15 protein-coding genes are annotated in these 13,894 nt (G+C 27.8%); all 15 read right to left on the reverse strand.

What is annotated here, in order from left to right:
- Positions 1–2: 2 nt before the first annotated feature.
- On the reverse strand, positions 3–722 hold the full coding sequence (locus BD847_RS18795) for an O-methyltransferase (RefSeq protein ID WP_115889803.1): 720 nt from the start codon (positions 720–722) through the stop codon (positions 3–5).
- 10 nt (positions 723–732) lie between these two features.
- The gene (locus BD847_RS18800; protein ID WP_147298521.1) at positions 733–1,761 is read right to left on the reverse strand and encodes a glycosyltransferase family 2 protein; all 1,029 of its coding nucleotides are present in this window, start codon (positions 1,759–1,761) and stop codon (positions 733–735) included.
- A gap of 4 nt (positions 1,762–1,765) precedes the next feature.
- A complete protein-coding gene (locus BD847_RS18805) occupies positions 1,766–2,692 on the reverse strand; it encodes a polysaccharide biosynthesis protein (RefSeq protein WP_115889805.1) in 927 nt (308 codons plus the stop codon).
- 8 nt (positions 2,693–2,700) lie between these two features.
- Positions 2,701–3,402, reverse strand: a complete 702-nt coding sequence (locus BD847_RS18810; protein WP_115889806.1) for an NAD-dependent epimerase/dehydratase family protein — start codon at positions 3,400–3,402, stop codon at positions 2,701–2,703.
- 143 nt (positions 3,403–3,545) lie between these two features.
- Positions 3,546–4,436 carry a glycosyltransferase family 2 protein gene (locus BD847_RS18815; RefSeq protein ID WP_115889807.1) on the reverse strand — a complete coding sequence of 297 codons (891 nt, stop codon included), beginning with the start codon at positions 4,434–4,436 and terminating at the stop codon, positions 3,546–3,548.
- Positions 4,433–5,377: a glycosyltransferase family 2 protein gene (locus BD847_RS18820; RefSeq protein WP_115889808.1), complete on the reverse strand. Its 945-nt coding sequence runs from the start codon at positions 5,375–5,377 to the stop codon at positions 4,433–4,435. The genes BD847_RS18815 and BD847_RS18820 overlap by 4 nt, the downstream gene beginning before the upstream one ends.
- A complete protein-coding gene (locus BD847_RS18825) occupies positions 5,378–6,454 on the reverse strand; it encodes a glycosyltransferase (RefSeq protein ID WP_115889809.1) in 1,077 nt (358 codons plus the stop codon).
- Complete coding sequence (locus BD847_RS18830) at positions 6,451–7,452, reverse strand: glycosyltransferase family 2 protein (protein WP_115889810.1); 1,002 nt, start codon at positions 7,450–7,452, stop codon at positions 6,451–6,453. The genes BD847_RS18825 and BD847_RS18830 overlap by 4 nt, the downstream gene beginning before the upstream one ends.
- A gap of 2 nt (positions 7,453–7,454) precedes the next feature.
- Positions 7,455–8,234, reverse strand: coding sequence for a glycosyltransferase (locus BD847_RS18835; protein ID WP_115889811.1), 780 nt, complete (start codon positions 8,232–8,234; stop codon positions 7,455–7,457).
- The gene (locus tag BD847_RS18840) at positions 8,235–9,167 is read right to left on the reverse strand and encodes a glycosyltransferase family 2 protein (RefSeq protein WP_115889812.1); all 933 of its coding nucleotides are present in this window, start codon (positions 9,165–9,167) and stop codon (positions 8,235–8,237) included.
- 101 nt (positions 9,168–9,268) lie between these two features.
- The gene (locus tag BD847_RS18845) at positions 9,269–10,150 is read right to left on the reverse strand and encodes a glycosyltransferase family 2 protein (protein ID WP_115889813.1); all 882 of its coding nucleotides are present in this window, start codon (positions 10,148–10,150) and stop codon (positions 9,269–9,271) included.
- Between the two features lie 85 nt (positions 10,151–10,235).
- On the reverse strand, positions 10,236–11,180 hold the full coding sequence (locus BD847_RS18850; protein WP_208641815.1) for a glycosyltransferase family 2 protein: 945 nt from the start codon (positions 11,178–11,180) through the stop codon (positions 10,236–10,238).
- Positions 11,181–11,187: 7 nt separating this feature from the next.
- Positions 11,188–12,306, reverse strand: coding sequence for a glycosyltransferase (locus BD847_RS18855; RefSeq protein ID WP_115889815.1), 1,119 nt, complete (start codon positions 12,304–12,306; stop codon positions 11,188–11,190).
- A complete protein-coding gene (locus BD847_RS18860; protein WP_244201638.1) occupies positions 12,287–12,994 on the reverse strand; it encodes a class I SAM-dependent methyltransferase in 708 nt (235 codons plus the stop codon). Before BD847_RS18860 ends, BD847_RS18855 begins: the two co-directional genes overlap by 20 nt.
- Positions 12,984–13,892: a class I SAM-dependent methyltransferase gene (locus BD847_RS18865; protein ID WP_115889817.1), complete on the reverse strand. Its 909-nt coding sequence runs from the start codon at positions 13,890–13,892 to the stop codon at positions 12,984–12,986. The genes BD847_RS18860 and BD847_RS18865 overlap by 11 nt, the downstream gene beginning before the upstream one ends.
- Positions 13,893–13,894 lie beyond the last annotated feature (2 nt).

The following is a 13,894-nucleotide window of genomic DNA, read 5'->3' on the forward strand; positions in this document are numbered from 1 at the left end:
TTTTAATGACTCAACGGATTAGATGAAAACGCGTCTTCAGAAGTCAGTATTCCATAAACTCTACTTTTTAAAGAAATCATTTTAACTTTAAAGTTGGCGTTTTTCAAGCTATTGTACCATTCCTCTAAAATTTGACTCTCATCAGGTCTCCTTACATCATCTAAAAAAATACTAAAATTAGAATCTATATGATTGATAATTGCATTGAGCGCAGGTTTTCTTGCAAATTTTCCCAAACCTCCACTTGGTCCATCTACTATAACTAAATCAAATTTTTTATCCTTTATAATTTCAGAAACTTTATCATCATTATACCACAATGTAGTATAGTTAGAATTTGATTTTAAAGGAGCGTAGCATAAATCTACAACATGTCTGCAATTATACATTTCTAATTGCTTATCAATAAAACCTAACCAAGATTCATTACTTTCAATAGAACTAATTCTAATTGATAAATTATTTTCAGAAATATAACGAGCTAAAATGATTGTAGAAATTCCAGATCCAAACTCAATAATAGATTTTCTACTATTAATTTGAATTTCATTTATAATGTGCAATATCGTTCCGGGATTTAATGAAAATGTTGTAAAAGGTAAAATTGTTTCATGAGGAAACAATCGATGCAAAATTACATTTGCATTTACATCGTATACATTTCTCGCTACTTTATCAAAGTAGTGATTAAGACTGAATAGTTTTACAAGTTTTGAAATCATCTAAGTACTTTTAAAAATCATCTGATTCTAATCCTAATAGGTTTAAAACCTTCAACTTTATTTTAAAATTTTTCGAAATTATTTTTTGAATACAATAACCTAATATTCTTCCGGTTCGGGAAATCGGTACACCCTTAAAATCTAAAGAATTATGACTAGTTTTTTTATTCTCTTTCTTTAGGTTTGAAAATTCCTCAAACATCCAATCTTCAATACTGTTCCCAAGATGATAGGCATAATTTTCTGGCGTCGATATTCTAAGATAACCTAGTTGTTCGTTTGGAATATCAATAAATTTATTTTCGACACCACCAACAATTTTAATAAATGCTGGCTCATTAGAGCCTTTATCAAATACTTCTCTTCTTAAAGTTGCCACAAAATGGCCAGCTCCCATAACTGCCCGTGCATTTCTTTTTTTATTATATAAGACAAGATATTTCTCCAGATGAATTTGCTTAAGCAGTGATTTTTTATTTCCCAGACTTTCGTCAAACTTTATCATAGCCCCCGGATCAGAAACTTTTTCAAATTTCAATTTTCCGTTAAAAAGCCCATAATACCAATTATTTTTAACATAATTACTTACTGCTTTACTATTAGGTACCGGACAAATCATTCCTGCAGCTGGGAAATCAATCATCATTTTTTCAACTGCATCTTGCCAATTTTCTTTAAAAAAAACATCGGCATCAGTAATTGTTATTAACGGTTCTAAGTTTCCTTTTGTAGAAGCTAAAATTGCATTTATCTTTCCTAAATTTTGTTTAGAATGAAAAACCTGATCTATAAAATTTGACTCCTTATATTTTAAGTCTATATAATCTGCAACATCCGGGTGGCAAGCGTTATTATAAATTGTAATTCTGGTTTTGTCATGAATTGTTAGAAGTAAAGAATCTATACAAAGTTTAAATATTTCAAAAGTTTGTTCAAAATAACCTTCAAAATGTGGTATATAAACAGGTATAATTATTCTATGATAATTCTCTACAACAATTTCTTTATCTTCTTTAACCGGGTTAAAGCCTATTCTCATAAAATTAATCTCTAAAAAAATTCTTTTCTTGTAACTTCTGATATAATTTTTCTTTCGAAAATACGACATTTGCACTCGAGAATTCTTCGAAATTCACATTTGAATCATTGTAAATTGTATGATAATGCATTAGATATAAATTTGTTTTTTTATCTAAATAAGTACGAGGAACTTCTTCTTTTGCAATCATAATTTCATGAATCTTCTCTGAGATTCTTGGCTGACCAAGAGAATATTTTAATCCAAATTCTTCTTTATAGATTTCAAATAAATCTTTGATCTTAAAACTAGGTATATTCGGTATTACATTAAATCCGGTTAGATCAAACGAATTTTCAATTACATTAACTGCTTCTTCGACATCAATCATAAATCTAGTCATTTCAGGAGAATAAAGTTGTAACTCATATTTATTCTTAATTGAATCCAAAATCAAAGGCAATATACTGCCCGTAGAATTTAATACATTTCCATAAACTGCAGTGGTAAGGTTAACATTAGAATCCTCAGCGTTTACAATAAATGCCTCGCCCCCGATAAATTTCATAGAACCATATAATGTTGTAGCTGCCCTGCTTTTATCTGAAGAAATAAAACATGCAGACTTAAAATTATTGTTTTCAGCAACGCGACGTGAATTAATTGCTCCCCCAACAATTGTTCTTAATGCAACTTCTACATTTTGATCTACAGCTTCAATTTGTTTTAAAGAAGCTGCAAAAATACCATGATCATGGTCTTTGGCTGAACGATTCATCAAATCATAATCAGCAACATCACCAATTATGCATTTAATTTTCGGAAATTGTTTTTTAAGATAATAATGTTTTGCCTCGTCTCTACTATAAATAGTAAGCTCTGCATTATTATAGAATCTTTTTACAATTTCACGACCTAAATACCCTGCACCTCCGGTTATAAATAATTTCATTCTAGTGTTTAAATTTTATAATTTTTGTAACTCAAAAAAGTCTGGTATAAATCAAATTCAAGCTTATTTTTGCAATTTGGAAAAATAGCATCTCTTAACCAATCATTATATTTTAATAGTAACAAATATATTTCTTCGACAGTAATTGTTACAGCATTAATTTCTTGTTCTTCAAATTTGCATATAATCTCAACAACATCGTTAACAAAAGCTAATTTTACAAGATTACTATTATATTCAATTGGAAAATTATTAAATAAATTATAGGAAAACGTTGCTATAAATGAAGTTCTATTAGGTTTTGCATATTGACCAAAAATATTTGGGAGTCTGTAAGATATAAAAGTAGTATTTCTTTCCAGACAAAAGTTTTTAAATTGATTCTTTGCTTCTCGTTTTGATTCACCATAAAAAGTATTTGTTTCTTCTTGAATGGAAGATAAAAGGGCTATGTTACAATTTATATTATTCTTTTTTAAACAATCAATTGTTTTGTGGGTAATTTCATTATTGAGTCTCAAAACCATTTCCGGATCCTCATGTCTATGAACACAAGCTCCGTGAATAAGCCATTGAATATTATCAACAGTAGATAATCCCCCTGTAAAATCTCTCCCTAATTCTATTACTTCATACTTCAATATATGTCGCAAATAATTTGTCAGATGAATTCCTAAAAAACCTTTTTCTCCTGTAATCGCAATTCTCATTTATATTTTATTGATTCTAAAAAGATTAAATATTCATTAGTTTTGGTAAAAGCTCTTCATTAATAGTTCAAACTCATTGCAATTATAATAACAGTATGTCAATCGCAAATTTTCACATCTAGCCTTATTTCTTTGCCGTAAAACTATCTTTTAATTATGACAAAAAGCAATAACTTCATGTTTCTTCCTCTTAAAAACCAAAAAATATCTAATTTAAAAAGGTTAATTACTGATCTGTAAGTATAGTTTTTAATCTTTTTAATCTGCATTCTGCAAAGATTTTGGATTAGAATTTTATATTTTTTTTGATCTATAACATGTTTTAATTTTAATTCTCTTAAAACATTTTTTAAGTACAAAGATAAATTCTTATATTTTTTTTTCTCTCCGGAAATATTATGATTATGAACTCTATATCTAACCAGAGATTCGTCAGCATAATAAAATTTGGTAAAGAATGAACACCTAGTCCAATACTCCGTATCTTCACCTGCCGGTGGCATTTCTTCATTAAATAATCCAACCATTTCTATAACATCTTTGCTTAGAAGAACCGAAGAGGTCATTAATGTCCAATTTCCGATCATTCTCAGAGCAACATTTCCATGTTTTACATGAGAATTACCAGGTCTTCCAATAATTTTATTCTTTAAATTACCATTTTCATCTATGGTTTCGCAACAACAATGAACCAATCCAAATTCAGGATTATTAACTAAAATTTCAACTTGTTTTTCTAATTTATGAGGCATCCATAAATCATCGTCATCAACAAAAGCAATGTATTTTCCATTAGCTCCTTTAATTCCAACATTTCTGGGTTTTGCAGGCCCACCAGAATTTTCAATTTTTATATAGCGTAATTTTTCATACTGTTTACATAAAAGAAAATTGTCATTATTGGGTGTACCATCATCTACAACAATTATCTCAAAATCTTGAAAAGTCTGCTGTATAATGCTGTCTAAAGTAAGTTTTAAATAAAAAGCTCTGTTATAAGTTGGTATAATGATTGAAACTAGCGGAAAGTTCATTGCTTTTTTATTTTAATGACGCAATTAAAAATTTTATAAAAACTAAACTTAGTCAACGTGTAAAAATAAATTATTTTTAGATTTTTCTCTTTTTGTATTGTTTTAATACTTGAAATGTTTAAAAAGTCTTTTTTATTATTCCAAATGTAGTGTTGAATGTAATGATCTATAAATTCTTTATACATATGTGTTTTACCAAAATAGTTCAAAAATTTTGCTTTTTCATAATAAATCATCTCTAAGTTATTTTTATGCAAAATCGAAGTTGTTGATCCTTGATGTCTTCTAAAAAAATTCAAATTTTTGTTTAAGTACGCGAAAGATTTATTTTGAATTAAATAGCTCCAAAGAAAAATATCTGATGATTGTTTATGAGTGAATATTTGGTTAGGAATTTCAGAATTGGGTTTTCTAAATAAAACAGAACTTCCATTTGTTATATACGGATTAAAAGGCATTTGATTTAAAAAGACTGCACTATCAATTATTTTTGTTTTTGTTTTCTCGACCTCTAAATCTTTTGTTCTATTAGTCGAATCATATATAATTTCTTCATTTTCAACATAATTACTTCCGCAAAATGCTAAGGAGATATTTTCGTCTTGCTCTAGAATATTTACTAATTCTTCTAAAAAAGTTGGCTCAGAATAATCATCTGTTTCAGCAATCCAGATATATTTGGTTTGTGCTAATTTAATGCCTTTTTGCCACGAAATATAACCGCTTCCTGAATTTTCCGGATTAACGATAAACTGACTTACCTTAAAATCTGAATTATTTTTTAAAAATTCCTTAATAATCGATACACTATCATCAGTAGAATTATCATCGATTATAACGGCTTCCCAATCTATAAAAGTTTGCTTTGCAATTGAATTTAGCCGCTCTTTCAGAAAGCCTGAATGATTGTAACTTGGTATAATTATAGAAACTGTTGCCACTTAATTAATTATTGAATTCCAAGAATCTAAAATAGTTTTTACTTCCATTTCCATACTATATTCAGAAAGTATAAATTCTGATGCTTTTTTACCTTTCTCTACAAAAGACTGATTATCTTCTTCATATTCAAGTGCTAAGTTCTCTATTGTTTTTGCAAAAGCAATAATATCACGATCTTCAATTGTGTAACAAAAATCATTTTTAAAGAATTCTTTTCCACCTTTTCCTGTATATCCAACTACAATACATCCGCACGCCATTGCTTCAGCCGGTGGCATTCCAAAACCTTCTTTATGATTAAGGCTCAAAAAAAAGGCCGATTCTTTCAAAGCATCTGAAACTTGACTTTCATCCATTTTATCAATTACTTTATATGTCCATCCTTTTAATTTATTTCTAAAATTCAGGAGATTTATAATCTGCACAATATCTTCATTTAGCTTTCTAGGCATGAATGCAATTTGTTTTTTCTTATTTTCAGAATAGGAGAAAACTTTTTCATTTATACCATATTTTACTCTATAAAGTGGCACATTTGGAAAACCAAAACTCATATAATTTATCGCATCTTCAGATGCAACAATAATTGCTTTGATATCATTATTTAAATACGGATTACTTTGGTTAGAAAACTCATACCCCCAAAAAGTATAATAACAGTTTTGATTGTAAACAACTTTTTTGTTCTCCAAAAAGAATTTGCCAATTGCCTTGCCATATACTTCAGGAAAAACGATTATATCTTCCTTATCAAAAACTACTTCTTCGTATTTTTCTTTAATTAAATCCTTTACATTAAAACAATTACGAATAGCTTTTTTCAAGTTGGAAAGTCTTTTACTAATACTGTTTTTTTTATCCTCTTTTTTTAAAAACTTTTCTATTTTATCAAGTGAATTATGATGGTATAAAACTTTAGTATTATTATCAAACCAAGTACATCTAAAACCATTTTTTTTATGCAAAATAAAAGCCTCATATCCGTTATCGTTTAAAACATCTACTTGACGATATAATTGTTTAATACCACCTGTAGGAGAGTTTATATCTGGTGTAATAAAAAAAACTCTACTCATAACAACTCTTTGATTTTTTTTTTGATTTTTTTTATTGGGCTTATTATTTCAAACATTTCGTAAATTGAAATTATTTTCAAAAGTTTAAAAATAGATTGCACTAATTTATGTTCTGATTTAAAAAGAAAATTTCTCAAATAGAATTTTCTTTTATTTTTTATATAAATTTCAAATAATTCAGAATTAAAAATTTGTAGTTCATAATTTGAAATTAATAATTGCTCAAATATTTTTAAAGTTGTTTTAAGATCGATAAAAGAAATATCGGAAGAAAAATTTAATACTTTTTTTATTTCGACACGAGTAAAAAAAGTACTAATATTCAGTTTATCCAACATTATCATTTGACAATCAAAAATACCTCTCTCCTGTTCTTCTCTTCTTACGCTTGATGTTTGACAGTCATGAATTCTGTAATGAACCAAAACTTCATCTAAATTTGCTAATTCGCCAATAGTCACTATACGTGTCCATAGTTCATAATCTTCAGCAGGTTCACAATCTTTATTATAATTATTCTCAACAAGAACCTGACGTCTTGCCATTATTGTAGGATGATAGAATGATGCGTTAAAACACAATTGTATTTTTATCATATCATGATTAGATGGATATTTTGAAATATAATTTTTTCCAATTATTTCAACCGCACTACCACATAAAATTATTTTGGGATTACTTTCTAAAAAAGATACTTGTTTTTGAAATCGTTCTGGCAAACTTATATCATCTCCATCCATTCTTGCAATATATTCTCCTTTGGCTATTAAAACCCCATGAATTAGGCTATTCGTAAGACCTGTATTTTGCTCTTTTTCTATTAATTTAATTCTTGAATCTTTATATGATTTGATGATTTTTATGGTTGAATCAGTCGAACGGTCATCGATTATAATTAATTCAAAATCTGGAAAAGTTTGGTTTAAAATACTTTCAACCGCATCTTTTACATAAAGTTCACAATTATAAACCGGCATTAAAACTGAAATCTTTGGCACTGTTATTTTTTAGATAATGATTGCTTAAAGGAAGAAGCTATTTTTCTTATGTATTTGTAATTAACTTTTCTAGAGAATAAGTTGTTAATGATAATTTTTATCGCCTTAAAATATTCTCTGTTTCTTATAAAATTGAATTCATTGTGTACAATCCATGAACCGGCCCACAAATGAATGGTATAACTATCCCGTTTGATATATTTTTCATAATTAAGAACATCATCACTATTAAATGGCAACGGATAAAAGAAGTTTGGTGGATAGATAGTTATATCATTATATTTTTTAATGTCAATTGATTGCTTAAAATCAAATTTAAGTTTGAATGCCTTAGTAACGATTTTTGTAACTATAATTTCTTTCCAATCAATTTTCATTGTTGTATCAAACATTTTGTATTCTGCTAGTAAGTCTTTAATAAATTGATTTTCTTTATTTGTGCCTATAATTCCACAACTTATTATCTCAGTTTCTTCGGCACCAAAAAAACAATCATCATTAAGAAATTCCTGAAGAGGTTTTAAAACTAACATATCTGTATCTAAGTAAATCCCACCGTGATCAGACAATGCTTTAAACCGGACATAATCAGCTACAAAGGCCCATTTTTTATCCTTATATGCTTTTTGAAGAAATGGTAAACTTAAATCTGTGTTTTTTTCATTCCATTCTATTATTTTAAAATCCGGACAATGAATTTTCCAAGACTTAATACAATCATTAATAAGTTTTGACTTTCTTTTTTTTCCAAACCAACAATAATGGATAGTTTTTGGTATCATTTATTTTTTAATTTTTTTGAGAAACTTTCTGAATAAGAAAGAAAAAAAACGTCTATAAAAAACAATTTTAAAAGAATAAGGTAAATCAACATTATGGTGTTCCGCACTAAGATATTTACCTTTATAATTAAAAATTGATAACCAAAAATCTATTATCCATTTATATTTTTCACTATAAACCAACCTGATATTCAGCAGTTTACTCAAGTCATTTATAACTCTAATATCTTCTTCTAATTTGTTGATATTTATCGCCTTCTTATTTTGAGTAACTGAGAGATTATGAACCCGAATTATATTAAGAGGTTTTGCTACGAATGCTACTTTTCCACTCATAAAAATATTCCCCCAAAACCACCAGTCGCCACTATATCTATAACTTAGTGGATAAAATTCATCTTTTAGAATATCTTTTCTAATTAAAGCTGAACTAACATTTATTACAGGACATTTGAATCTTCCGTATTCTTTTAAAAGATTTACTCCCTCTTCAATATAGTTTGAATTCCATCTGTCACTCTCAAAAGAATTCCACCAATTATTCGGTTTTAATTCTCCGTGATTAAAAAACAGACTATTAGAATGCGCCATTACTGCGTTACTATTTTCTAAAACTGGAACTAATTCAGACAGAAAATTGTTTTCAGACCAATCATCACTTTCGGCTATCCAAATGTATTTTCCTTGTGCTTTTTCTATCGCATAATTCCACAAACCAAATGGCGTTCCCGAATTTGAATCATTAAAATAAATGTGGGCTATTTTTTCATGTTCTTGATATTTATTGATTACATCCTTACTGGAGTCTGTTGAACAATCATCAATTATTATTATTTCAAAATCTTGAAAACTTTGATTAAGAACACTTTCAACTCTTTTTTCAAGATAAAGTGCATGGTTATAATTTGGAATAATTACCGAAACAATTTTCATTTTAATTTTTGAAATCTAATTTCATATTATTTTCAATTTTTTTTTTGCCCTACTTTCAAGAAACAGGCTTCTATGCAAAAATTATCACTTTATTTTTAAAGTTAAAATCTTTTAAATAGATTTCTCATTTTCTTTTCAATACGGTATCCAATACTATTATTTGAACTAATTAACCTCTCTCTTAATCTTTCTATTTTTGATCTTAAATTTTCAGAATCTGACATCCTTCTTCTAATGTTATATAACAAATAAGATTTATAATCTTTTTCTGAAATTACACTTTCTAAATAGACTAGTGCTTTTATCGTATTATCAATCATATGCTCAAAATCTTTTGTCATACTTTTATCATGAAGACGATAATAAACCAATATCTCATCAACAAAAACTGGAGAAATATCTTTCTGAAAAAATGTCAACCACATAATCCAGTCTTCTTTGGCCTTTAAAATTTCTGGGAAACGAAAATTTTGAAATAATGAAGCACTAAAAAGGCCGCAATGAATTGGAATATTAAACTTAAAATCCCATCCATATAATATCTCATTATAAGATAAATTCTTTTGACTTAATTCACAATAAGAGCTAAGCTCATCATGTGTATTCTCTTTGAACATTTTAAAGTCTGTTATTATAATATTATGAATCAATTGATCTTTTATTTCCAAAAAAGATTTTCTTAATTTTTCCGGATTCAAACAATCATCTGCATCCAAAAACTGAATATAATTTCCTGTAGAATTGTTAATTCCAACATTTCTTGCATTACTTAAACCTCTATTAGCTTGAGAAATATATTTAAATCTTACGTCTTTTTCCAACCATTCCTTAGCAATTTCTTCTGTATCATCTGAACTGCCATCATTAATAATTATACATTCCCAATGCTTGAAGGATTGATTCAAGACAGATTCTAAGGCCCGCGAAAGATATTGGCCTTGATTATAACAGGGAACAATTATGGAGACAACAAATTTCTTCATAAACAATCTGACATTTAATCTATTTTATAATAAATAGGTATGTAAAAAAGCTAATTACCAAAGCTTGGCTACTGTACAAATGAGGCTATAATTCCACAAGCCTTTCTATTTTTTTAGTGCTATTTTTTAAACATCTACTAAAAATCAAAACTAAATAATATTGAGTAATAATTTTAACGTATACAGAGAAGGAAATAACATTATTTTCACGAAAAACTTTTAACACAGATAAATTATTTTTATGAGAATTATACGAATGAAAATTTAATAAATAGTTACTTAAATATTTTCTTAAATATCTTGATTCGTTCTTTAATCCATTTTCATTCAATTTTTTTATAATATCAGGAATAAACAGATCTAAAGAAGTAGCGTATTTTTTTGCAAGTATATTTTTATCAGCATTTGTATCGATCATATAAATACTATCTGGAACCATATTGCTTAAAACCAAAAAATTATCTTTCGATTCAATCATTGCTCTAATATGCACTTCTGGGTCATTTAATCTCGGATATAACTCATTAAAACCATTTATTTTTTTAATAAAATTAATATCCCAAATTGTGCACATAGTTTGCCAAAGAATTCTACATGACAAAAATTCAATAAGATAATTATCAATTATTGGTATTTCAACAGCAACTTTATTATCATTCCTATTCTTGACAAACATAGGAAAAACCCAAAAATCATTGCCTTGATTTTCTTGAATTTTAAAAATTCTATTTTCTAAACAAGTGTTAAGCAAAACATCATCTGAGTCTAAAAAAATAACATATCTTCCTTTAGCTTCATACAATCCATGATTTCGACATGCACTCGCTCCTTTAGGCCTACTATTTGGTCTGTTTAAATAACTAAACCTTGAGTCCTCTTTTTTATAGGTTTCAAGTATACAAGCTGTATTATCAGTTGAGCCATCATCAACAACAATACATTCCCAATTTTGATAATTTTGAGCATATACTGAATCTAAAGTTCTTTGAATAATACCTGATCTATTATAAGTTGGTATTATTATTGACACAAGTGGTTTACACATCTTTAATGCTACATTGAATTATTTCATCTAATTTTTGAAGATGCCTATCCATTGAGAATTGCGACTGAATTCTTTGCTTTCCGCTTCTTCCCAATTCTTCTGCAAAGTCTTTGTTTTTTAAAAGTAATATCATTTTTTCAGCCATAGCATCAACATCATGTTCCTCTACTAATAATCCCGTTTTACCATTAATAATAACATCTGGGATACCTGCATGAAAAGTTGCAATAACTGGTAAACCACTTCCACTAGCCTCAAGAACAGCAACAGGAGTACCTTCTTGATCACCATTAATAGCGGTTATAGAATGCTGTACAAAAGCTAGCGAATTTTCTAAATAATTTGAAAATTCTTCTTTTGATAATACTCCTGGAAGCAATACATTGTTTTCAATTTTTAGATACTTCACTAAATTTTGACAAACTTCATATAAATTACCATTTCCGCCAATAATTAATTTCGAATTGGGATATTTCTCTAAAACTTTACTAAAAGCTAAGATTGTATAATAAGGAGCCTTCTTTTCGACAAAACGTCCAAGACCAATAAACGTATCTTCGCTAAATTTAGGACTTAAAGTACTGAAAAAATTATCAGGACCACATGGATTATATATTAACTTATCTTTTGGACATCCCAATTCAATTAAACGCTTTTTCATAGAATGAGATACCGCTATGATAAATTTACTGTAATCAAATAACTCTTTATAATTATTACAATCTTCTACAATTGAAAAAACAGAAGCATCATACCCGTGAAAATGACTAATTAATGGTATATTTAAATATTTACAAATCTTCACTAATCGATACGCTACTGGACCATATTGCGCAAAAACTAATTGTATCTTATTTTGTTTTAGTGAAGCTATGAAAGCCAATTCGGCCGTGTTAAAAGATGTAAATTTTAATTTACGTTCTAATTTATAAAGCAAAAATTTCTTAATATTGAGTAATTCTCCGTAATATTCTAAATGTGTAGGTAAATTTCCACCGTAATAATAAAAAACTTCTGATGCTATTCCATTCTTTTGTGCTTGAATAAAAGTTTCTGAATATACATTTAATGATGGTGATACCATCGCAATTCTATTTTTTTGCAGTTCCATATAATCCTGTTATCATTTGGCCTTCAATAAAAGAAACTTTTGATTTTTTATCTATATTTATTAAAAAATGAATAATTGGTTTTAAAAAAAATGAAAGAAAAATCCTTTTCCTAGCACCCATTTGACTTCTTCTTACCCATAGTCCCAACATTTGTGCCATAGCTGCATGCCATCCTCCTGTAGCATTAATCTCTATTTCATTAAATCCAGCTGCCTCTAAATGTCTACGTAATGAAAACGGTGTATATCTGTATTCATCATGAGGAACTTCATGTAAATTCCATAAAAAAGGAACTGTAAAGAAAAAAAAACCATCATGCCTTAAAACACGGTAAACTTCTTTTAAAACTATTTCTGGATCAGGGCAATGTTCTAACACTTCAGTTCCAAATGCACTCTGAAAACTATTATTTTCAAATGGCATGGTTTTACCATCCCAAATAAAATCAGGCTTCACATTTGAATCATAAGCTAATGCTCCTTCAATGTCTAAACCAATATAGCTTGTTACACTACTATTTTCAAGAATATAATCTTTGTAAGGCATTTTACCGCAACCTATATCTAAAAGACTATCTTTTAAGTTTGGAAGTGAGTTTTTTAGCGCTTCAAATATCGAGGATCTGATATAATATTTATCTAGATTTTGAATTTCGAATGAAATATTAATAAAATCTTTACTCATCATCTAATTTGTTAAAAATAGCGAGCACGTTTCTTCCGTTAAAAAATTTACACAAGATTTTTTTTAAAATTATTGGAAAAAATTTATTTAAAAAAAATAAACCCTTCCTGATCACAAAACTAGGATTACTCTTAATCTGAAACCCAATAAAATAATCATACGAATTCTCAAGAGGTTCAAATATTAAACTTTCAAGATTAATATTAAAAATTGACTCTAACGACTTTAGTGATTTTCTATTCCACAAACCTGCATGATGAGGAGGCAAATTGAGTGTATGATATCTATCATTTACAAATAAATATGGATTATTATTTGGAACTCCAATTATTAATTTACCATTCTTTCTAAGTACATCAAGTGATGCTTTAATAAAATCATTTACATTTACTACGTGTTCTAATACTTGAAATGAACAGACCACATCATATAGATTCCCATTTAAATTTGCTTCATTTTCGATTAAAACTTGTTCCACATCCAAGCCCTCTTCCTTGCATTTTATAACAGCATGGGAATTAAGTTCTAATCCCTTTATATTACTTACGTTATTTTTTTTAAGTAAATTTAAATATGTTCCAAATCCAGAACCAATTTCGAGCAGTTTATCTTCTTTATTTATAAACCTTAAAGATTCTTTATGTTCCCATCTATTCGAATAATAGTTTTTTCTATTTAATGAAAGGTCTTTATAAAAATCTCCATCTCCTATCGATGAAAATGGATAATAAAATTTGTAACCTGAATCCAAGCATTCATATAAAGAGATTATGGATGTCTTTTCGAAAAAACGTTTAACATCAATATTAATATCTCTTTTGTATTTCATAACAATAACATTAGAATCTATTTCTAATATTTTCTTTATATTATTTCTTCTTGTTAAAGGACTGATAATCATAA

The sequence above is a fragment of the Flavobacterium cutihirudinis genome, from assembly GCF_003385895.1.
Lineage (GTDB): Bacteria > Bacteroidota > Bacteroidia > Flavobacteriales > Flavobacteriaceae > Flavobacterium > Flavobacterium cutihirudinis.